At 63.6% G+C, this 21,364-nt stretch carries 23 protein-coding genes and 1 pseudogene; 12 read left to right on the top strand and 12 right to left on the bottom strand.

Annotated features, from left to right (window positions below; all coding sequences use genetic code 11):
* Positions 1–2: 2 nt before the first annotated feature.
* Positions 3–842 (bottom strand): ABC transporter permease, encoded by an 840-nt coding sequence (locus tag J6497_RS33715; protein ID WP_225708526.1) that lies wholly within the window; start codon positions 840–842, stop codon positions 3–5.
* Positions 839–1,810, bottom strand: a complete 972-nt coding sequence (locus J6497_RS33720; protein ID WP_225708527.1) for an ABC transporter permease — start codon at positions 1,808–1,810, stop codon at positions 839–841. Before J6497_RS33720 ends, J6497_RS33715 begins: the two co-directional genes overlap by 4 nt.
* Before the next feature lie 226 nt (positions 1,811–2,036).
* On the opposite strand from J6497_RS33720, the gene J6497_RS33725 reads away from it, so the two are divergent.
* The gene (locus J6497_RS33725) at positions 2,037–3,062 is read left to right on the top strand and encodes a histone deacetylase family protein (protein ID WP_225708528.1); all 1,026 of its coding nucleotides are present in this window, start codon (positions 2,037–2,039) and stop codon (positions 3,060–3,062) included.
* A 204-nt stretch (positions 3,063–3,266) separates the two neighbouring features.
* Here J6497_RS33725 and J6497_RS33730 read toward each other — a convergent pair whose 3' ends face one another.
* The gene (locus J6497_RS33730) at positions 3,267–3,902 is read right to left on the bottom strand and encodes a TetR/AcrR family transcriptional regulator (RefSeq protein ID WP_225708529.1); all 636 of its coding nucleotides are present in this window, start codon (positions 3,900–3,902) and stop codon (positions 3,267–3,269) included.
* 172 nt (positions 3,903–4,074) lie between these two features.
* Here J6497_RS33730 and J6497_RS33735 point away from each other — a divergent pair, with 172 nt between their 5' ends.
* Both J6497_RS33735 and J6497_RS33740 read left to right on the top strand, forming a co-directional pair.
* On the top strand, positions 4,075–4,284 hold the full coding sequence (locus J6497_RS33735; protein ID WP_225708530.1) for a ferredoxin: 210 nt from the start codon (positions 4,075–4,077) through the stop codon (positions 4,282–4,284).
* Positions 4,285–4,352: 68 nt separating this feature from the next.
* Positions 4,353–5,573, top strand: coding sequence for a cytochrome P450 (locus J6497_RS33740; RefSeq protein ID WP_225708531.1), 1,221 nt, complete (start codon positions 4,353–4,355; stop codon positions 5,571–5,573).
* 195 nt (positions 5,574–5,768) lie between these two features.
* Here J6497_RS33740 and J6497_RS33745 read toward each other — a convergent pair whose 3' ends face one another.
* From J6497_RS33745 to fixL, 4 genes are all read right to left on the bottom strand, one after another.
* A complete protein-coding gene (locus J6497_RS33745; protein ID WP_225708532.1) occupies positions 5,769–6,461 on the bottom strand; it encodes a helix-turn-helix domain-containing protein in 693 nt (230 codons plus the stop codon).
* 103 nt (positions 6,462–6,564) lie between these two features.
* Complete coding sequence (locus J6497_RS33750) at positions 6,565–6,960, bottom strand: response regulator (RefSeq protein WP_225708533.1); 396 nt, start codon at positions 6,958–6,960, stop codon at positions 6,565–6,567.
* 87 nt (positions 6,961–7,047) lie between these two features.
* Positions 7,048–7,665, bottom strand: coding sequence for a response regulator FixJ (gene fixJ, locus J6497_RS33755; protein WP_225708534.1), 618 nt, complete (start codon positions 7,663–7,665; stop codon positions 7,048–7,050).
* Complete coding sequence (gene fixL / locus J6497_RS33760) at positions 7,655–9,190, bottom strand: sensor protein FixL (protein WP_225708535.1); 1,536 nt, start codon at positions 9,188–9,190, stop codon at positions 7,655–7,657. Before fixL ends, fixJ begins: the two co-directional genes overlap by 11 nt.
* 193 nt (positions 9,191–9,383) lie before the next feature.
* Between fixL and J6497_RS33765 the strand changes: the two genes are divergently transcribed.
* On the top strand, positions 9,384–9,824 hold the full coding sequence (locus J6497_RS33765) for a CBS domain-containing protein (protein ID WP_225708536.1): 441 nt from the start codon (positions 9,384–9,386) through the stop codon (positions 9,822–9,824).
* A 220-nt stretch (positions 9,825–10,044) separates the two neighbouring features.
* Here J6497_RS33765 and J6497_RS33770 read toward each other — a convergent pair.
* Positions 10,045–10,769: pseudogene (locus tag J6497_RS33770) on the bottom strand (CBS domain-containing protein).
* A 240-nt stretch (positions 10,770–11,009) separates the two neighbouring features.
* Here J6497_RS33770 and J6497_RS33775 point away from each other — a divergent pair.
* On the top strand, positions 11,010–13,718 hold the full coding sequence (locus J6497_RS33775; protein ID WP_225708537.1) for a bifunctional acetate--CoA ligase family protein/GNAT family N-acetyltransferase: 2,709 nt from the start codon (positions 11,010–11,012) through the stop codon (positions 13,716–13,718).
* Positions 13,719–13,882: 164 nt separating this feature from the next.
* On the opposite strand, the gene J6497_RS33780 is transcribed toward J6497_RS33775, so the two are convergent.
* The 4 genes from J6497_RS33780 to J6497_RS33795 form a co-directional block, all read right to left on the bottom strand.
* Positions 13,883–14,293 (bottom strand): hypothetical protein, encoded by a 411-nt coding sequence (locus J6497_RS33780; RefSeq protein WP_225708538.1) that lies wholly within the window; start codon positions 14,291–14,293, stop codon positions 13,883–13,885.
* A 41-nt stretch (positions 14,294–14,334) separates the two neighbouring features.
* Entirely contained in the window at positions 14,335–14,811 is a 477-nt protein-coding gene (locus J6497_RS33785; RefSeq protein WP_225708539.1) for a phage holin family protein, read from the bottom strand.
* Between the two features lie 4 nt (positions 14,812–14,815).
* Positions 14,816–15,088 (bottom strand): hypothetical protein, encoded by a 273-nt coding sequence (locus tag J6497_RS33790; protein WP_225708540.1) that lies wholly within the window; start codon positions 15,086–15,088, stop codon positions 14,816–14,818.
* 93 nt (positions 15,089–15,181) lie between these two features.
* The gene (locus J6497_RS33795; protein WP_225708541.1) at positions 15,182–15,499 is read right to left on the bottom strand and encodes a c-type cytochrome; all 318 of its coding nucleotides are present in this window, start codon (positions 15,497–15,499) and stop codon (positions 15,182–15,184) included.
* Between the two features lie 173 nt (positions 15,500–15,672).
* On the opposite strand from J6497_RS33795, the gene J6497_RS33800 reads away from it, so the two are divergent.
* From J6497_RS33800 to ccoG, 7 genes are all read left to right on the top strand, one after another.
* Positions 15,673–16,383 (top strand): helix-turn-helix domain-containing protein, encoded by a 711-nt coding sequence (locus J6497_RS33800; protein WP_225708542.1) that lies wholly within the window; start codon positions 15,673–15,675, stop codon positions 16,381–16,383.
* A gap of 105 nt (positions 16,384–16,488) precedes the next feature.
* Positions 16,489–16,629 carry a hypothetical protein gene (locus J6497_RS33805; RefSeq protein WP_225708543.1) on the top strand — a complete coding sequence of 47 codons (141 nt, stop codon included), beginning with the start codon at positions 16,489–16,491 and terminating at the stop codon, positions 16,627–16,629.
* 171 nt (positions 16,630–16,800) lie between these two features.
* Positions 16,801–18,423 carry a cytochrome-c oxidase, cbb3-type subunit I gene (gene ccoN / locus J6497_RS33810; protein WP_225708548.1) on the top strand — a complete coding sequence of 541 codons (1,623 nt, stop codon included), beginning with the start codon at positions 16,801–16,803 and terminating at the stop codon, positions 18,421–18,423.
* A gap of 10 nt (positions 18,424–18,433) precedes the next feature.
* Positions 18,434–19,168 (top strand): cytochrome-c oxidase, cbb3-type subunit II, encoded by a 735-nt coding sequence (gene ccoO / locus J6497_RS33815; protein ID WP_225708544.1) that lies wholly within the window; start codon positions 18,434–18,436, stop codon positions 19,166–19,168.
* 11 nt (positions 19,169–19,179) lie between these two features.
* A complete protein-coding gene (locus tag J6497_RS33820; RefSeq protein ID WP_130581917.1) occupies positions 19,180–19,344 on the top strand; it encodes a cbb3-type cytochrome oxidase subunit 3 in 165 nt (54 codons plus the stop codon).
* Positions 19,345–19,350: 6 nt separating this feature from the next.
* Positions 19,351–20,220, top strand: coding sequence for a cytochrome-c oxidase, cbb3-type subunit III (gene ccoP / locus J6497_RS33825; protein WP_225708545.1), 870 nt, complete (start codon positions 19,351–19,353; stop codon positions 20,218–20,220).
* 93 nt (positions 20,221–20,313) lie between these two features.
* The coding region (gene ccoG / locus J6497_RS33830; RefSeq protein WP_225708546.1) for a cytochrome c oxidase accessory protein CcoG at positions 20,314–21,364 on the top strand (1,051 nt) is incomplete at its 3' end.

Raw genomic sequence — 21,364 nt, forward strand, 5'->3', positions numbered from 1 at the left:
GCTCAGCGTCCCTCCTTGTTGAGGCGCGGATTGAGCGCGTCGTTGAGGCCTTCGCCGATCAGGTTCAGCGCCAGCACCGAAACCAGGATGGCGATCCCGGGAAACACCGTGATCCACCAGGCCTGCCGGATCACGGTGCGGCCGGCGCCGACCATGTAGCCCCATGACATCAGATTGGGATCGCCAAGGCCGAGGAAGGAGAGCGAGGACTCCAGGAGGATTGCGGTCGCCACCATCAGCGAAGCCAGCACGATGACGGGCGAGAGCGCATTGGGGAGGATCTCGCGCCAGATGATCCAGCGATGGCTCTGTCCCGTGACGATCGCGGCCTGCACATATTCGCGGGTGCGCAGCGACAGCACCTCGCCGCGTACCAGCCGCGCCACCGGCGGCCAGCTCACGATCGCGATCGCCAGCACGATCGAGACGATCGAAGGCTGCATGATCGCCACCAGCACGATCGCGAGCGCAAAACTCGGCACGGTCTGGAAGAATTCGGTGAAGCGCATCAGGGCATCGCCAATCCGGCCGCCGAAATAGCCGGCGAGGGCGCCTACGGGAATGCCGACGGCGAGTGCCGCGAGCGTCGAGACCAGCCCAACCAACAGCGAGACGCGCGCGCCATAGATGATGCCGGCGAACACGTCGCGGCCGAGCGCGTCGGTGCCGAGCGGCAGGGCTGATATCGTGAACGGCGGCAGGAACGGCCGCTGCACCATGCGCCAGGGCGAGTTCGGAAACACTATCGGTCCGAACAGCGCCACCGCGATCGCGGCCAGGAGAATGATGGAGCCGATCAATCCGCCGGGATTGCGCAGCAATAGCTTCCAGAACCGCTTCATGCCGCAAACTCGATCCGCGGATCGACCGAGCGGTAGATCAGGTCGGTGATCAAGTTGAAGGCCAGCACCATCGCCGAACAGACGACGAAGACGCCGAGCAGGAGGTTATAGTCGCGCTGCAGTAACGCCTCATACATCAGGCGGCCGATGCCGGGCCAGGCGAACACGGTCTCGGTCAACACAGCGCCACCGACCAGCGTGCCCGCCTGCAGGCCTGCGAGCGTCACGACGGGCAGCAGCGCGTTGCGCAGGACGTGGCGGCGCTGGATCACCGCGTCACGCAAGCCCTTGGCGCGCGCGGTCTTGACGAAATCGAGCCGCTTCACCTCCAGCATCGAGGCGCGCGTCATGCGGGTGTAGGTCGCCATGAAGAACAGGCCGATCGTCATCGCCGGCAGGATCAGATGCGCGCCGACGTCGAGCACGTGGGCGAAGCCGGTGTAGTTGGCGCCGACCGTCTCGTAGCCGAAGCTCGGCAGCCAATCCATCGTCACGGAGAAGAGCAGGATCGCCATCAGTGCGACCCAGAACAATGGCGTGGCGTAGAAGATCAGCGCCAATATCGTGATTGCGGTATCGGCCCAGGTACCTGCACGTCGCGCAGCCAGTATTCCGAACAGCACGCCTGATAGCAGCGAGATCGCAAACGCCGTTCCGGTCAGCAGCAGCGTTGCCGGCAATCGCTCGAGGATCAATTGTGACACCGGCGCTTGCTGGCGGAAGGAGAAGCCGAGGTCGAGGGTGGCGATGCCCTTCACATACCGATAGAGCTGCACGGGCAATGGCTGATCGAGACCGAATTTCTCGCGGAGCTGCGCGACGAAGAGTTGATCGCTGGCGCCGGCTTCTCCTGCCATCACCACCGCGGGGTCCCCGGGTGCGAGCCGGATCAGGAAGAAGTTCAACACGACGATCGCGAGCAGGACGACGATCGCCTTCATAATTCGTTGCGCGATGAATGCGAGCATCGGAACCTTTCAGCTCGTTCGGGGAGACGATACAGCCGCGGATCTTGGAGGCGGTCGTCGCTCTCGATTCAACGGGTCTGACCTGGCGGGGCAAGGTTAAACTCTCGGCAGTCGGCGCTTAAGGAATGAACAGGAGCGAGTGCATCCTTTTCGCACCGGGCGGCTTTTGCGATTCGGGCGGTTCTATGCAAGGGATGTTCCCATCTCCAATGATGGGAGCCTCCTGGTGAAGGCCGTCTATACCGAACTGCATCGCAGCCATGATCCGCAATTCTTCCTGGTCCGTGGTGTCGTCAAGCGCACCACTGAGCAACCCGAGCGCGCCGACCGACTGCTCACGGGGCTGAAGGCGGGCAAGCACCAACTGGTCGAGCCGACCGTGTTCGGGCAGGGGCCGCGGGCGCGAGTGCACAGCGCCGAATACCTCAGCTTCCTCGCGGAAGCGTGGGACGCCTGGTCGGCACTTGGCGATGCGGGACCCGAGATGATCGGCAACATCCATCCGGTACGAAATGCCGCCACCTATCCGACCCATATCATCGGCCGGCTCGGCTGGCACACGGCCGACACCGCCGCGCCGATCGGGCCGGGCACCTGGGCCGCCGCCTGCGCTGCGACCGATGTCGCGGCGACCGCGGCGCAGATGGTCATGGAGGGCGAGGATGCCGTCTACGCACTTTGCCGTCCGCCCGGCCATCATGCGTACCGCGATATCGCCGGCGGTTTCTGTTTCCTCAACAACAGCGCGGTGGCCGCGGCGCATCTGCGCCTGATGCATGAGCGCGTCGCGATCCTCGACGTCGATGTCCATCACGGCAATGGCACCCAGGGCGTCTTCTACGAGCGAGGTGACGTGCTGACGGTGTCGATCCATGCCGATCCGTCCGCCTTCTATCCGTTCGTCTGGGGTTACGCCCATGAGCGCGGCGTCGGTCCGGGGCTCGGCACCAATCTCAACATCCCGCTGCCGATCGGCACCGGCAACGACGGCTACCTCACGGCGCTCGCGACGGCGCAGAAGACGATCGAGGCCTTCGCGCCCGGCGCACTCGTCGTCGCGCTCGGTCTCGATGCCTCCGAGCACGATCCGCTGGCAGGCCTTGCCGTCACCACGGAAGGCTTTCGCCGCATCGGCGCCGCGATCGCGCGGATCGGGCTGCCGACGGTGTTCGTGCAGGAAGGCGGCTATCTCTCCGACATCCTCGGCGCGAATTTGACCGCGGTGCTCGGCGGGTTTGAAGCGGCGAGGTAAGTTCAGCAACGCCGTAGTGGCGTAGGGTGGGCAAAGCGAAGCGTGCCCACCCATCAAGCAATCCGCTCGCGATGGTGGGCACGCTTCCGTCTGAGCATGTTTGAGCGTCTGTGCGTGAAGTCGCTTTGCCCACCCTACGACATCGGCGCGCTTGGCATGTTCTCTGCACGTCATTGCGAGCGGAGGGAGAGATCGTCGTACAGATCAGCGCTCTTGCTCCGCCGCCTTGATCGCGAGTGACAGGCTTAGTTTGATCTGCGCGACCATGTCGTCGAGCAGTTCTTCGCGCGTGGTCTCGGCGAGCTGGCCGGTGAGCAGGCCTTGCTCGGCGAGCATCACGACGCCGTGCAGCGCGGCCCAGATCTGCAGCGCGTGACGCTCGCGCAGGAGGCCGACCGCCGGCGACTCCAAAGCTTCGAGGAGCAGGCCGAACGTCTCCATCGAGGCGCTGTGCAGCTCGCTGTCCTTTGGCGAACAGGCCATCACGCGTGAGGCGAACATCAGGCGGTAGATGCCGTGTCGGCGCAAGCCGAAGGTGAGGGCAGCTCGCGCGAAGCGCGAGAGCTTGGTCTGCTTCGATGGTCCGTTGATTGCATCGCGCAGCGTTGCGTTGAACTGGCGAAAGGCTTCTGCCGTGACGGCCGACAACAGCGCCTCGCGGTCGGCGAAATGCCGGTAGGGGGCGGGCTGCGAGACGCGAAGCTTCTTGGCGAGTGCACTGATGTTGACGGCCTCGGGGCCGCCGAGTTCCGCTTCCCGCAGTGCGGCGTGCACCAGGGCGTCGCGGAGATCGCCATGGTGATAGGCATTTTGCGGCTTGCGGGCGAGGCGTGTTCCCATCTCAATGTGATAGGCTATAACTTTTCGCTTGACAGCACAACCGGACCGCGAATGTAATGGCTCTAATTCGAGACGTGGCCGAAGCAAGCCGCGTCCGCCGAGAAGCCGAGGAACGCCCGTCCGCACATCGAGCCCCGCGCATCGATGCCGCACACGGCAGGGAAGCGTCCGCATGTCCGGAAAGCTGAAGATCCACGTCGACCAGGATAAGTGCCAGGGACACGCGCGCTGCAACGCGCTCGCGCCCGAACTGTTCGATCTCGACGAATATGGCAATGCGCATGAGCACGGCGATGGCCATGTGCCTGAAGGGCTCGAGGACAAGGCCTATCTCGCCCAAACCAACTGCCCGGAATTCGCGATCGAAGTCATCGAGGAGTGAGGCGCGCAGTCGAACCGCCGCCTTCATCCACACTTGATCTGAATGAACACAGCGGAAGGAAATTGCCGATGTCCGATTCCGTCAGCATGATGCCCGAACACCCGCCGGTGACCGACTGGATCCGTGATTTCGACCACACCGATCCGACCTGGACCGAGAATCCGTTTCCGATCTGGGAGCAGTTGCGCGCAGCCTCGCCAGTGGTTCACACCGAGCGCTTCCTCGGCTGCTATATGCCGACCACCTATGAGGCGGTGAAGCAGATCGCCTACGACACCGAGCATTTCTCCTCCCGTCGCATCATCGTGCGCGACGTACGGCCGGAGATCACCGCGACCTCGCCTCCGATCACATCCGATCCGCCGGAGCACAAGCCGGCCAAGCAATTGCTGCTGCCTCCCTTCACGCCCGACGCGATGAAGAAACTGGAGCCGCGGGTAAGAGCGATCTGCAACGAACTGATCGACGAATTCATCGCCGACGGAAAATGCGACGCCGCCGCACGTTACACCAAGCATATTCCGGTGCGCGCCATCGCCCATATGCTTGGGATCCCCGAGCAGGACGGCGATCTCTTCATCAAGTGGATCCACGAGGTCCTTGAACTCGGCATCAAGGATCACGGCACGCTGATGCGTGCGATCGAGGACATGAGCGCCTATTTTGCCGGCCATATCAACGAGCGCAAGGACAAGCCGAGCGACGATCTGATCACGACGTTGATGAATGCGAAGGACAAGGACGGCAAGCCATTGTCGGACGCCCACGTGCTCGGCGCGCTGCGGCTGCTTTTGATCGCAGGGATCGATACCACCTGGAGCGCGATCGGCTCCTCGCTCTGGCATCTTGCGAAAACGCCCGCGGACCGCGAGCGCCTGGTCGCCGAACCGGAATTGATGCCGAGCGCGATCGAGGAATTCTTGCGCGCCTATTCGCCGGTCACGATGGCGCGCGAGGTGGTGAAGGAAACCACAATCAGCGGCTGCCCGGTCAGGCCCGGCAATATGGTGCTGTTGTCGTTCCCCGCCGCCAACCGCGACCCCACGGTGTTCCCCGATGCCGACAAGGTGGTGATCGACCGCAAGGAGAATCGCCACGCCGCCTTCGGCCTCGGCATCCATCGCTGCGTCGGCTCGAACCTCGCACGCATGGAAATGACAGTCGCGATCGAGGAGTGGCTGAAGCGGATTCCCGACTTCCGTCTCGATCCCGCCGGCAAGGTGACGTGGTCGGAAGGCACCGTCCGCGGCCCACGCGCGCTGCCGCTCTTGTTCGGTGCAGCGGGCTGAGCTTCCGCGAAGAGTTAGTGACGTTCGGATTGTGCCGCATCGTCCACCTCTCCCACAGGGAGAGGTCGGATCGCGTCAGCGATCCGGGTGAGGGGAGGTGCTCTATCGAGTGACCGAAACCCCTCACCCGGCGCTTCGCGCCGACCTCTCCCTATGGGAGAGGTGAAGACTGACGCCGTGTGAGATTACGCCAAATCAAATGTCCATGTTGCGCAGGCGCTGGCGGTTGCGGAGCACGATCTGGCGGGCGCCGGAGAAGCCGAGCACGCCTTCGTCGTTCAGTTGCGACAGCGCGCGGGAAACCGTCTCCAGCGTCAGTCCGAGATAATCGCCGATATCGCGCCGGCACATCGGCAGCGCCATCATGCCGGCGACCGCAAGGCGGCGGTCCATCTCCAGGAGGAAATTCGCGACCCGCTCCATGGCGCTCTTGCGGCCGAGCAGGAGCATGTGTTCTTCGGCGTGCTTGAGATCATCAGCCGTCATGGTCCAGAGCTTGTGGGCGACCTGGACATCGGTGCCGGCTGCCTGTTCGAGGCTGCGGCGCTTTACCAGCCGCACGGAGGTGTCGATGATGGCTTCCGCGGCCAGCCGGTGCTTGATGCCGGACTCGAGCCCGAAGACATCGCCGGGCAGATGGAATGCGCCGATCTGGCGCCGGCCGTCGGAGAGCAGCTTGTAGGTGCGCACCGCGCCGCGGATCACCTGGTAGACGTATTCCGCCGGCTCGTCCTCGCCGTAGATTTCCTCGTCTTTCCGGTAGGTGAATTCGGTCGCGATCAGGCCGGCATGTCCGGCAAGGCCGCAAAATGGCTCGGAGGACGGAAGGGGGCCCGGGACAACCCTGTTGATGTTGAGGGAAGGGGCGGCGGTCGACTGGGTGAGCATGAGCCATCTCCTGTGCAGCGGATGGCCTTTGGTACGCGGAACAAGCGAACGCGGAAATTTCGCTTCATGCCGTAAGGGCAAGCCCTTACGTAGAATTACGTAGTCACGCGGCCGGTGGTCGATCGGTCTTGATCAGCTCCCAGATGCGACTGGAAAGGCTGTCCTCGACATGCGGCTTATGCAGCACATAGCGGATGCCGGCGGCCGCGGCCTTGGCCGGAATCGCCGCGTCGGGATAGCCGGTGATCAGGATGATCGGCGTGTCGATGGCGCGCTGGCGCAGAATCCCGGCGAGGTCGATGCCGCTCATTTTCGGCATCTTGTAGTCGATCACGAAACAGTCGGCGCCGCCCATGGTCATGGCGTTCAGCAACGCCTCGGCGCTGCGGAAGGTGCGGACGTGGAAGCCGTCGGTTTCCAGGAGGAAACGCAGTGAGCCGAGCACGTCGGAATCGTCGTCCACGACGTAGACGAGGGGTGTTCTGGCGGGTGGGGGCATCGTGGCTCTTATCCGGCTTCCGGGCCGGTAATCCGGTCCATCAACGCATATTTATAAGCCTGTCGATGCCGACCGGCTTGATTCAGCTCAATCCTTGAGCGCCCCAGCGCGCATGGCCAGGCGGACCAGCTCGGAAAGGCTGCTTGCCTGCATCTTGGTCATCACATTGGCCCGATAGACCTCGATGGTCCGCGGGCTGATATTGTAGTCGCGGGCGATCATCTTGTTGGACAGCCCGGCCACCAGCCCGTCCATGACCTGCCGCTCGCGCTGAGACAGCGAGGCGATGCGGGCGGCGACATCCTGGATCGCGGCCTCGTCGCGGGCGCCGACCTCGGCCTGCTTGAGCGCGACGTCGATCATTGCGATCAGCCGGTCATCCTCGAATGGTTTTTCCATGAAATCGACCGCGCCGAGCTTCATTGCTTCGACGGCGAGCGGGACATCGCCATGGCCGGTCATGATGACGACCGGAAAGCTCGAGCGGCTCTCTTTGACCCGCTTCAAAAGCTCGATGCCGTCGATGCCGGGCATGCGAATATCCGATACCACGCAGCCGAACTCAACGGCTGCGAGCGTGTCCAGGAAAGCTTGCGCCGACTCGAACAGGCGGACTTCGAAGTCGGCCGAATCAAGCAGGAATTGCAGCGAATCCCGCATCGCCTCGTCATCGTCGATGACGTAGACATTTCCCCTACGTGCCATCTGTCAAACTCTCGTTCGGTACCGCCGGCAGTGTGAAACGGAAGGTCGCGCCGCCTGCGTGATTGGACTCGGCCCACATCCGCCCGCCATGCGCCTCGATGATCGAGCGGCTGATCGACAGCCCGACGCCCATGCCGGTTTCCTTGGTGGTGAAGAAGGTCTGGAACAGGTTTTTCTCCACGTCGTCAGGAAATCCATGACCGGTGTCGGACACCGACACTTCGATCATGTCTTCATCGACCGGTCGGTTCGAGGCGATCAGCTCGCGCCGCTCGGACTGCGCCATCGCCTCCAGCGCGTTGCGGAAGAGATTGACCAGCACTTGCTGAACCTGGACGCGGTCGACCAGCACCAAATCGTATCGCGGATCGAGGTTGAAGCGGATCCGCACGTCCTGCTCGCGCGCGCCGGCGAGCCCGAGCGCGCCGGCTTCTTCGACCATCTTCGACAGCCGCTCGACGCGCTTTTCCGATTCACCGCGGGCGACGAAGTCGCGCAGCCGCCGGATGATCTGCCCGGCGCGGATCGCCTGTTCGGCGGCTCGATCCATCGCGTTCTCGATCTTGGCGCGGTTCGGGTCATCGCTCGCGGCGAGCAGGCGGCGCGAGCCTTTCATGTAGTTGCTGATCGCGGCGAGCGGCTGGTTGAGCTCGTGGGCGAGGGCGGAGGCCATCTCGCCCATCGCGCTCAGGCGCGAGACGTGGACGAGTTCCGACTGCAATTCCTGCAGCCGTGCCTGCGTCTGCTGATGCTCGGTGAGGTCGCGGACGAAACCGGTAAAATAGGGCTCGCCGCCGGACTGCATCTCGCCGATCGACAGATGCATCGGGAAGGTGGTGCCGTCCTTGCGCTGGCCGGTCACGATGCGGCCAATGCCGATGATGTGGCGTTCGCCGGTAGCGAGGTAGCGCGCCATGTAGCTGTCATGGCGGGAGCGATCGGGCTCCGGCATTAACATGCTGACGTTCTGCCCGATGGCCTCTTGCTCGGTATAGCCGAACTGCCGTTCCGCGGCGATCGAGAAGAACTGCATGATGCCACGGCCGTCGATGACGATCATGGCGTCGGGAATCGTCTCCAGGATCGACTGCAGGTGCCCTTCGCGCGTGCGCAAGGTCTCTTCGAGCTGCTTTTCCTCGTCGATGTCGAGCACGATGCCGGAAAGGTGCGGGAATTTCCCGTCGGTGCCCCGCGTCAGGCTGCCGCGGAGTCGCACCCAATGGTCAGCGCCGTCATTTCGGCTTAGCCGGCACGCAAGATCGACGGACCCGCCGCTTTCGGTCGCGCGTGAAATGACCTTTTCGGCGCGTTCGTGATCTCCGGGCTCGAGCAGCGAAAGGAAGCGCTCATAGCTGATCGGCACATCATCGGGAACGCCGAACAGCCTTCGCGCGGTGTTCGACCAGGCGAACTGCATCGTTGAGAGGTCGAGATCCCAGCCACCGACACCGGCTCCCTCGGCACCGAGTCGAAAGCGCCGATCATCGGCGTGGTCGTCGGAGGGGGATGGGTCGAGGCCAGTCACACGCTTTTCCGGTTCTTCGCCGCCCTCGCGGCGGATTCGGACAGTGGTCTGGCAGATTATGGTCCGATTGGCCAGTCCTGCTCAAGAGGAGAGGGAACTTCATCCCGCATTTGCCCTGGCCGCCGCGATTGACCTTGGTCAATATGCCAGCGGGGCGGCCGGCTTAAATGGAGAAGCTGATAGAGGATTCGCCTTGTACAAATTTCTCGAGCAGACCGCCGCCGATTACATGACGCGCGAGCCGAAGACAGTGCCGCGCGACATGACGATGGCCAAATTGTGCGAACGGTTCGAGAAGGAGGACTTCAACACCTATCCCGTCGTCGACGGAGCGCAGGTGGTCGGGATGGTCTCCAAATTCGATCTGTTGTCCTGCTTCATCTTCACGCCTGCGCGCATCCTTCCGCGCTACGAGGATCTGATGCAGAGGACGACCGGCGATGTGATGACGGCGGACTTCATCTATGTCGTCCCGGAGACGCGGTTGACCCGCGTTCTCGAATTGATGATCAATCACCGGTTGCGGAGCGTTCCCGTGCTCGAGCGCGAACGGCTCGCCGGCATCATTTCTCGCGAAGACGTGATGCGCGCGCTGCGGGACTGCGCCGATGCCGCCACCCGAACTGAACGCTAGCTCAATTGCATTCAGTGCGATGACCACAGTTCTCCCTGGCCCCGCTCTTGCGGGGCCGGGACGAGCGGAGCTCGCCCTGAGAGGGTTGGGGTGAGCGACTATCTCCGCGAACACGGTGGCAAATGGATTCGCGGAAGCTCCCCCTCACCCGAAATTCAAGCTGAGCTTGAATTTCGACCTCTCCCCGCAAGCGGGGCGAGGTAGAGCAGCGGGCGAGTTGTCAGCCTGCTTTCGCCCACTCCCTGTCATCGGGCGAAGGCAGATAGAAACCGGACATCGGCTCGACCCAGCAGAGATGGTCGTGGACCTTCTTCACGCCGGCGACGTTTTCGGTGGCGACCATGGCCGCCTGGCGGCTGCGCTCGTCGGTGATGACGCCGCTGAGATGCACGATGCCATCGCGAACGACGACGCTGAGACCGAACGGGCACCAATCCGCTTTCTCCAGCGCATTGATGATGCGCTCGCGGATGTGATCGTCGTCGGCCGTCGGATCGGGAACATCGCGGGCAAGGCTTGCCACTGCCTGCAACAGGTTGGACCGCGATACGATGCCTACGAGCTCCTCACCGCGAACGACCGGCAGCCGCTTGATGTGATGCTTCTCCATCAGCGCGACGATCTGCTCGAGCGGCGTCTCCTCGGTGACCGTGATCGGGTCGGAGGTCATGATCTCCGCGACCTTGCGGCCCTGCTCGCGGACAAAATCCGTCGCCGTCGGGCCGGGGCCGAGCAGGAATTTCAGGAACCGCCCATACTTGCGCTGCGTTCCGATCTCGCCGCGGCGCAGGAAGTCGCCTTCCGAGATGAGCCGACCAGCTTACCGGCGGCAACGACCGGCAAGCCGCTGATATGCCGCTGCAGCATCAGGTTGGCTGCATCGACGATTGTCGTTTCCGGCGTGACTGAAATGACCGGGTGGGTCATGATCTGATGAGCGCGCATGGGCTTGCTTCCGGTTTGGGGATGATCGCTGCAGCCTAGCCACAGCGTAGGCGCGGCGTTTGAGGCAGGTCAACGCCTTCGGGCTCGCCCGAATTGAGGAACCGCAAGGCGGGCGCGGCCAAGGGAACTATCCTGCTGTCACTGGCCGGCCACCATGGCTGGTTACGGTGTCGCATCGGAGCGCCATCGCATCGTAGTCTCGATACCGCCAGTGCCAGCCGAAGGTCCGGAAGCAGAACCATGTCCACTTACAGGTTGAACCACCTGCTGTCGCCGCGCTCAGTTGCCCTCGTCGGGGCCAGTCCGCGCGAGGGCTCGGTCGGACGTGCGATCGTGCAGAATATTTCCGGCGGCAAGTTCAAGGGCCAGTTCGGTGTGGTCAATCCCCGCCATGCCGAGATTGCCAGCGTCGCGACGATTCGCAGCATCGCCGAATTGCCGTTCGTGCCGGAGCTCGTGGTGATCACGGCGCCGGCTGCCGCCGTGCCTGGCATCGTCGAGGATGCCGAAACGCGCGGGGCGGTCGGCGCCGTCATCATCACCGCCGGACTGGGCCACGGCCCGGGCTCGCTTGCGGAGGCTACCGAGCACGCGGCGCGAAAGCATCGCATGCGGCTGATCGGCCCCAATTGCATCGGCGTCATGGCACCCAGCGTCGGCCTCAATGCCAGCTTCTCGACGCATCTGCCGGCGGCGGGCAACCTCGCGCTGATCTCGCAATCAGGCGCGATCGCGGCCGGCATGGTGGACTGGGCCGCGCAGCGCGTGGTCGGATTTTCCGGCATCGTCTCGATCGGAGACCAGCTCGACGTCGATATCGCCGATCTCCTGGATTATTTCGCGCTCGACAGCGCAACCCACGCAATCCTGCTCTATGTCGAGGCTGTCAAGGATGCGCGCAAGTTCATGTCGGCGGCGCGCGCCGCCGCGAGGATCAAGCCGGTCGTCGTGGTCAAGTCCGGCCGCATGGCGCAAGGCGCGAAAGCGGCCGCGACGCATACCGGCGCGCTCGCCGGCTCGGATGCGGTCTATGATGCTGCGTTTCGCCGCGCCGGCATGCTGCGGGTCTCCGACTTGCGCGAACTGTTCGATTGCGCCGAGACGCTGGCGCGGGTGGCCTCGCCGCCCGGCAAGCGGCTTGCGCTGCTCACCAATGGCGGCGGCCTCGGCGTGCTCGCGATCGACCGGTTGGTCGAGCTCGGTGGAATTCCGGCGAAGATCACGCCCAGCATTCATGCCCGGCTCGATGCGGCCTTGCCGCCCACATGGTCGGGCTCGAACCCGGTCGACATTGTCGGCGATGCCGGGGCTTCGCGTTACGCCGTGGCGCTCGAGGCGCTGCTCGCCGATCCCCGCAATGACGCGGTGCTGGTCATGAATGTGCCGACCGCGATCGCCGCGCCGGACGAGATCGCCGCCCGAGTGACCAGCGTCGTCACGGACCACCGCAAGACGCGCGGCAGGGTGGCCAAGCCGGTGCTTGCGGTATGGGTCGGCGCCAACGCCGCGATCGGCGACCTCTTCAGCAACAACAGGATCCCGAACTACATTACCGAGGACGACGCCGTGCGCGGCTTCATGCATCTGGTGCGGCATCGCGAGGTCGTGGAGGAGCTGACGCAGGTGCCGCCGGCCATGCCGGAGAGTTTCACGCCTGACGCCGCGGCGGCGCGGAAGATCGTCACCGCGGCGATTTCGGACCAGCGCCACTGGCTCAACCCGATCGAGATCAAGGCGCTGCTCGAGGCCTATGACATCCCGATGGTCGAGACGTCTCTCGCCGCCGATGCGGAGGAGGCGGTCAAGCATGCCAACACGCTGTTCGCCCAGGGCATGACGGTCGCGCTCAAGATCATGTCGCGCGATATCGTGCACAAGTCGGACATCGGGGGCGTCGTGCTCAACCTGACCACATCAGACGCCGTGCGCGCGGCGACCGGCGAGATCCTGGGCCGCGCCAGGACGATGCGGCCGGATGCGCGGATCGATGGCGTCATCGTGCAGGCGATGATCGTGCGGCCGAAGGTGCGCGAGCTCATCCTCGGCCTCGCCGACGACCCGACCTTCGGCACCGTGGTCGTGTTCGGCCGCGGCGGCGTCGCCGTCGAGATCATCAACGACAAGGCCCTGGCGCTGCCGCCGCTCGATATGCGGCTGGCGCGCGAATTGATCGAGCGCACGCGGGTGTCGCGGCTGCTGCGCGCCTATCGCGACGTGCCGGCGGTGAAGCCGGATGCGGTGGCGACCGTGCTGGTCAAGCTCGCGCAGATGGCGGCGGATCTCCCTGAAATCAGGGAGCTCGACATCAATCCGCTCTTGGCGGATGAGGCCGGCGTGCTCGTGGTGGATGCGCGTGTCGCGGTCGGCATCGTGCCGCGTAAGTTCGCAGGGCCGGGGCTCAGCAATTTCGCGGTCAGGCCCTATCCGTCACAATGGCAGCGGCACCTTGCCGACAGGGACGGTCAGCCGATCGATGGGCGACGCATCTTCGCGCGGCCGATCCGTCCCGAGGACGAGCCGCAGATCCACGAACTGCTGCGGCATGTCACGGCCGAGGATCTGCGGCTGCGCTTCTTCGCGCCGATCAAGGAATTTACCCATGAGTTCATCGCGCGGCTCACCCAGCTCGACTATGCGCGCGCGATGGCCTTCGTGGCGGTGGATGAAAGTAACCAGGAGATCCTCGGCGTGGTGCGGATCCATTCCGACTCGATCTATGAAAGCGGCGAGTATGCGATCCTGCTGCGCACCGATCTGAAGGGCAAGGGCCTCGGCTGGGCGCTGATGCAGCTCCTGATCGAATATGCCAGCTCGGAAGGGTTGAAGGCGATCTCCGGCCAGGTGCTGACCGAGAACATCGTGATGCTGGATATGTGCCGGAAGCTCGGCTTCGAAGTGAAGGCGGATCCCGTCGAGCACGGCCTCTGCGACGTCAAGCTGGCGCTGTGAAGTGAACGAAGCGCGGTGCGAGTGCTCCCTCTCCCGCTTGCGGGAGAGGGGCGGGGTGAGGGTATCTCCGCGAGTCGCGCTGTTCTTGTGCGTGGAGAGAGCCCTCACCCGGCGCTACGCGCCGACCTCTCCCGCGAGCGGGAGAGGTGAAGGAGAATGTGCGGCTAAAGCCGCGACACCATCGTGACGCGATAGGTGTGCATCTTCTGGCCTTCGCCGATCGAGACATATTCGCCGGGGACGAAGTGTTCGTCCTTGAAGTGGAAGCCGATCTCGTCCGGCGCGCCCGGTGCGCCGTCATAGTGCAAGACCCAACCGCCGCCCTGGTGATGGACCAGATGGCCGAGGATATATTCCTCGTCGGGCCGCAGCCGCACCACCCGGCACGCCTCGCGGTTTGCCCGCCACAGTTTCTGGTCGATCCTGTAGTCCTCATCGAGCGGCGCGACCATCACATAGCCGGAGCCGGCATCGCCTTCGGGATAATCAGGCTCGCGCGCGAGCTCGAGGCGGATCTTGCGGAACTGCGGCGGCAGGGACGTATTGAGGATCGGCTTCTTGGGTGCGGTGGTCATGTCGTTTCGTCTACTCGGTTCGATCGACACGGCGTGATGCGTCAGGTGTGGTCCTTCGCGGCGTGCTCGGCCGCGGGTCTTTTCAGGCTCTTGATGATGATGCCGATCAGCGGCACCAGCGTCGGCAGGATTCCATTCAGCGGGTTGTGCACCAGTCCGGAGACCTGCGACTGTAGCGCGCGTGCCTCGACCTGCAGCGCATCGACGGAAGCGCCGTGAATCTCGCTGGCGAGATCGAGCTCGCGGCCGGACGGCGGCCGGAGCGCGAGGGCGAACAGAATAGCCGCGATGGCGAAGTTGGCGGCGCCGAGGATCGCCGCGGCCGCGATCGCGCTCCAGACCTGGACCAGCGCGAAATAGGCCGATAGTTCGAACATCAGAAGTCCGAAGGCGGCGATGAGCCCTGCGAAGGCTCGCAGGCCGAGGCCGATGAGGAGGTGGCGCAGGTGGATGTCGGCGATGATCCTGTCGGTGCGCCAGAGGACGCGCAGCTGCCTGACGATATTTTCCGTGTTCACCTTGCTATCTCCGCATCGCAAAGCCGACGACCACGCCCAGCGCAAAGGCGGAGGCGAGCGACGTAATCGGGCGTTCCGAGATGAGCTGCCGGACCTGGCTTTCTTCGCCGCTCAGGACCTCGCTCAATTCCTCCAGCGCTTCCTTGATGCACGTCGCGAAGGCATTGGCGCTTGCACTTGCAGTCTCGCGTATGCCTTCACCTGACGTGTTGAGGAGGCGCGACACATCGATCTTCAGGGCCTGCAGCTCGTCGTTCAGATGGGTCGTGTTGAACATTGCGTTCACCCTGTTGCATGATGAAGAACTGTTACCGGCCCTCGCGATGCGGTGGTTGATTTGCGTCAACCTCGCGGGCGAGGCATCATCGCGCTATTCCAGCGTCTTGAGGTACGACAGCAGGTCGTGGATCTGGTCCGGGTCGAGCCGAAACTCCGGCATCGTTGGGTGTCCGGTCTGGATGCCTTCCGCGAATGCTTCAGCGAGCGTCTCGACGGGATAGCGCTTGTGCAGGGTGCGGAAGGGCGGCGCGATCTTGAGCGGACTCTTAGTGACCTTGTCGATGGAGTGACAGCGGGCGCAATTGTTGAGCGCGAAGGTCTTGCCGCGCTGCTCGGACGGCGAGGCGGCGAGTGCCGACGTCGTCAGCATCAGCGCTATGAAAACCTGGCGTGCAGTGGATTGCAGCATTGCGGACCCATCTATCGAAAAGCTCCGCGATGGGCGGAGCGGCCATTTGAAAATAGCTTCGCAAGGGTCGTGGCGATTGATCTGCATCAACGCCCAGGCGGTGCGCACGCTAGACTGCGCTGATCCGCCGGGCGCACTCAAGGATGCGCGTCGGCGGCCATTCGGAGCGGCGCGTGAAGGTTTCTCTTTTGGAAGGTTCTCGTCGGCAAACCTGTAGCGATTGCGTGGTGCGCGGCTTTGCCATCTGCGCCGCGCTCGACAAGACCGAGCTATGGGAGCTGGCGAACCTGTCGCGCCATATTCACTGCGAACCCGGCACGACGGTGTTTGCGCAGGCGACCATGGCGACATCGTTCTTCAGCGTGCTCGAAGGCGTCCTGCGTCTCTACAAGCTGTTGCCGGATGGCCGCCGGCAGATTATCGGCTTTGCGTTGCCCGGCGATTTCGTCGGCCTTGCCGGCTCGCCGCAGTATGAATTCTCCGCCGATGCGATCGGCGCGGTAGTGCTTTGCCAGTTCTCCAGGGCCAGCTTTGCGCGATTCGCCGAAAACCGGCCGCGCTTCCTGCGCCGTATCAACGAACTCGCAGGACGAGAGTTGAGCCGGGCGCAGGAGCACATGGTGCTGCTCGGACGCCGCTCCGCCGAAGAGAAGGTCGCGAGCTTCCTGATCGGCTGGCGCGATCGGCTCGCCGAAATCGGGAGCGCCGGGGGTGTGCTGCCTTTGCCGATGGGCCGGCTCGATATCGCTGATTACCTGGGGCTCACCATCGAGACGGTAAGCCGTACCTTCACCAAGCTCGAACGCGACGGCATCATCCGTATTCTTACGGGCGGGATCAGCCTGCTCGATGCGGCACGCGCCGAGGCACTGTCCGCGGCTTGAGCCTCTGCGTCACAGCCGGGCTTCCCTGCTCTCAAATTATTGATCGAAGTCAAAGACGGTTCTCCGGGAGCGACGATATTCGAGCGAGCTTCAATGGAGGTCGCTATGCCCGTCGAATCGATCTTGGTTTCAGCAGCCGTCGTCTCGGTTTTCGTGGTTTTCGCCGCAGTGCTCGCTTGGGCGAGCGTCCAGGCGCCGGGGGCGCGGCAGCCGGTGGTGGAAGTGCGAAAGCGTCGTCCTTTCTGATCAGCCAGCCGCCGCCGAAAGGTCCAATGGCTGGCGCGAGCGCGCATTAGTCAAGGGACATCTGACCGCGGTTGATCTCGATCAAGGAAGTGCCGGCCAAAGCTGGGCTGATGGGGCGGGCGCCCCCTGTAAAGAGAATCAAACATGCAGCAAGTTCAATCCACGAAATGGATGACCCACGGCGAAGCCGGGTTGACGCTATTCTTTACGGTGGCGGCCTTCTTCTGCGCGTTCGCGGCGGCCAAGGCGCTGGATGCGCCGTTTGCCTTCCATGCGTCGCTCGCCGCGGTGGCCAGCGCCGCCGCCGCCTTCGCCATCGTCAACCGCTATTTTGATCGCCCGGCGGCGCTGCCGCCGCAGGAGATCAACGGCAAGCCGAACTACAATCTCGGCCCGATCAAGTTCGCCTCCTTCATGGCGATGTTCTGGGGTATCGCCGGATTTACCGTCGGAGTTCTGATCGCCAGCCAGCTCGCCTGGCCCTGGCTCAATTTCGACCTGCCCTGGACCAGCTTTGGCCGGCTCCGTCCGCTGCACACCTCGGCGGTGATTTTCGCCTTTGGCGGCAACGTGCTGATCGCGACCTCCTTCTATGTGGTGCAACGGACCTGCCGCGCGCGGCTCGCGGGCGATCTTGCGCCATGGTTCGTCGTGCTCGGCTACAACTTCTTCATCGTGGTCGCGGGCACCGGCTATCTCTTCGGCGTGACGCAGTCCAAGGAATATGCCGAGCCGGAATGGTACTCCGACCTGTGGCTGACGATCGTCTGGGTCGTCTATCTGCTGGTGTTCCTGGTGACGGTGATCAAGCGCAAGGAGCCGCACATCTTCGTCGCCAACTGGTTCTATCTCGCCTTCATCGTCACCATCGCTGTCCTTCACCTCGGCAACAACCCTGCGCTGCCGGTGTCGGTGTTCGGCTCGAAGTCCTACATCGCCTGGGGTGGTGTGCAGGATGCGATGTTCCAGTGGTGGTACGGGCATAACGCGGTCGGCTTCTTCCTGACCGCCGGCTTCCTCGCCATCATGTACTATTTCATCCCGAAGCGGGCCGAGCGGCCGATCTATTCCTATCGGTTGTCGATCATCCACTTCTGGGCCTTAATCTTCCTCTATATCTGGGCCGGGCCGCACCATCTGCATTATACGGCGCTGCCGGACTGGGCGCAGACGCTCGGGATGACGTTCTCGGTCATGCTCTGGATGCCGTCCTGGGGCGGCATGATCAATGGCCTGATGACGCTGTCGGGCGCATGGGACAAGCTGCGCACCGATCCGGTGCTGCGCATGCTGGTGGTCTCGGTCGCGTTCTACGGCATGTCGACCTTCGAAGGTCCGATGATGTCGATCAAGGTGGTGAACTCGTTGAGTCACTACACCGACTGGACCATCGGCCATGTTCACTCCGGCGCGTTGGGTTGGGTCGGCTTCGTCTCCTTCGGCGCGCTGTATTGCCTGGTGCCGTGGCTGTGGGGCCGCAAGCAACTGTACAGCCTGAAGCTCGTGAACTGGCACTTCTGGATCTCGACCATCGGCATCGTGCTCTACATCTCCGCGATGTGGGTCTCGGGAATCCTGCAGGGCCTGATGTGGCGCGCCTACACCTCGCTCGGCTTCCTCGAGTATTCCTTCATCGAAACAGTGGAAGCGATGCATCCCTTCTACATCATCCGCGCCGCCGGCGGCGCGCTGTTCCTGATCGGCTCGCTGATCATGGCCTATAACCTCTGGATGACCGTGCGGGCAGGCGAGGTGGAACTCGCCGCGCCGCTCGCGCTGCAGCCGGCGGAATAAGGAGCGTCAGATGTCTTTCTGGACACGCCACCAAATCTTCGAAAAGAACTCGATCATCCTGGTCGCCGGTATCCTGGTCGTGATCGCGATCGGCGGCCTCGTCGAGATCACGCCGCTGTTCTACCTCAAGAGCACGATCGAGGTGATCGACGGCGTCAGGCCGTACACGCCGCTCGAGCTCACAGGCCGCAACATCTATGTGCGCGAAGGCTGCTACCTCTGCCACTCGCAGATGATCCGGCCGCTGCGTGACGAGGTCGAGCGCTACGGCCACTTCTCACTCGCCGCCGAGAGCATGTACGACCATCCGTTCCAGTGGGGCTCGAAGCGGACCGGACCTGATCTGGCGCGCGTTGGCGCCAAGTATTCGGACGAGTGGCACGTCACCCATCTGACCAATCCGCGCGCGATCGTGCCGCAGTCGGTGATGCCGGGCTATCCGTTCCTCGCAAAGACCGAGCTCGATCCCGACGCGATCGCCGACCACCTCAAGGCCAATCGCGCAGTTGGCGTGCCCTATACCGACGAGCAGATCGCCAATGCTGCAGCCGACCTGAAGGCACAGGCCGACCCTGACAGTGCCGGCACCGACGCGTTTGCGAAACGCTATCCGAGGGCGGTGGTCCGCAATTTCGATGGCAAGGGCGGGGCGCCGACCGAGATGGATGCGCTGGTCGCCTACCTGCAGATGCTCGGCACGCTGGTCGACTTCAAGCTCTACAACGAAAAAGCCAATCTTCGCTGAGAGACGGGACGATGAAAGCAATTCTGACGGTTCACAATCTGGCGTCGAACCTCGTGACGAGCGTGTGGACGCCGATCTTCGTCGCCCTGTTCGTCGCGATCGTGATCTACGCGCTCTGGCCCCGCAACCAGGCCGCCTTCGATGAGGCATCGCGGATCCCGTTGCGGGAGGAGTAAGAGACAATGGCTGAAACCGAACTCGATCAAGTCTCCGGCAAGACCACGACCGGTCACCAATGGGACGGCATCAAGGAGCTCAACACGCCGTTGCCGCGCTGGTGGGTGTTGACGTTCTACGCCACCATCATCTGGGCAATCGGCTACTGGGTCGTGTACCCGGCCTGGCCGCTGTTGTGGAGCAACACCACGGGACTGTTCAATTATTCGTCGCGGGCTGACGTCGGCGTCGAACTTGCCAATCTCGAGAAGATCCGCGGCGACAAGATGGTCGCGCTCGGCGCGGCCTCGCTTGAAGAGATCGAGAAGGATCCCGCACTGCTGGCGCTTGCGCGAGCTCGCGGTAAGGCGGCCTTCGGCGACAATTGCGCGCCGTGCCACGGCTCGGGCGGCGCGGGCGCCAAGGGCTTTCCGAACCTGAACGACGACGATTGGCTGTGGGGCGGCTCGCTCGAGCAGATCGAGCAGACCATCCAGTTCGGCGCTCGTTCGGGCAATCCCAAGGCGCATGAGGGCGCGATGCTCGCCTTTGGCAAGGATGGCATCCTGAAGAAGGACGAGATCGTCACGGTCGCCAACTATGTCCGGTCGCTCTCGGGCCTGCCGACGCGCCAGGGTTACGACGCTGCCGCAGGGGCAAAGCTGTTCGCCGACAATTGCTCGGCCTGCCATGGCGCGGACGGCAAGGGCAACCAGGAACTCGGCGCGCCCGATCTCACCGACAAGATCTGGCTCTATGGCTCGGATGAAGCGACCGTGATCGAGACCGTCACCAATGGCCGCGCCGGCGTGATGCCGACCTGGGTTGGCCGGCTCGACCCCTCCACCATCAAGGCGCTTGCAGTCTACGTGCACACGCTGGGCGGCGGCAAATAAGCGACGGATAGTCCGCCGGTTTGCGCTGGATCAATCAGGTCACGGGGGGAGGGGATAGCCTCTCCTCCTGCGATGCCAGAAGAATCCCGGCCCATGAACAAGATCGTCCAGATAGACCCCAATCAAGTCGAAGATGTCGGGCCGCTCTATGCGGCCCGCAAGAAGGTCTACCCGCAGAAGGTCTCCGGGACTTTCCGCCGGATCAAATGGGGCCTGATGGCGTTTTGCCTCGGCATCTATTATTTCCTGCCCTTCGTGCGCTGGAATCGCGGCCTCGGTGCGCCCGATCAGGCGGTGCTGATCGACCTGCCGAACAGCCGCTTCTATTTCTTCTTCATCGAGCTGTGGCCGCAGGAAGTCTATTATTTCACCGGCCTCCTGATCCTCGCCGCGATCACGCTGTTCCTGATGAACTCGGTCGGCGGCCGCATCTGGTGCGGCTATCTCTGTCCGCAGACGGTCTGGACCGACCTGTTCTATGCGGTCGAGCGCCTGGTCGAGGGTGACCGGCGCGAGCGGATGAAGAAGGATGCCTCCGCCCATCGCTGGACGCTGGAGCGGATTTCCGAGCTCATGCTCAAGCATTCGATCTGGCTGATGATCGCCTGGTGGACCGGCGGCGCCTGGGTGCTCTATTTCACCGACGCGCCGACGCTGGTCAAAGAGCTCGTCACGTTCCAGGCGCCGGCGATCGCCTATATCTGGATCGCGATCCTGACCACGACGACCTATCTGCTCGCCGGCTTCATGCGCGAGCAGGTCTGCGTCTATATGTGCCCGTGGCCGCGCATCCAGGCCGCGCTGACCGACGAATGGGCGCTCAACGTCACCTACCGCTATGACCGCGGCGAAAAGCGCATGTCGGTGAAGAAGGCGAACGAGCTGCGCGCACTCGGCCAGCACGCGGGCGACTGCGTCGATTGCTATCAATGCGTCGCGGTCTGTCCCACCGGCATCGATATCCGCAACGGGCCGCAGCTCGACTGCATCCAGTGCGGCCTGTGCATCGACGCCTGCGACAACGTGATGAAGAAGATCGGCCGTCCGACGCGGCTGATCAGCTACGACAACGACATCAATATCCAGCGCCGGATCGAAGGCAAGCCGCCGATCTACCGCATCGTGCGGCCGCGCACCGTTATCT

The sequence above is a fragment of the Bradyrhizobium cenepequi genome, assembly GCF_020329485.1.
Taxonomy (GTDB): domain Bacteria; phylum Pseudomonadota; class Alphaproteobacteria; order Rhizobiales; family Xanthobacteraceae; genus Bradyrhizobium; species Bradyrhizobium cenepequi.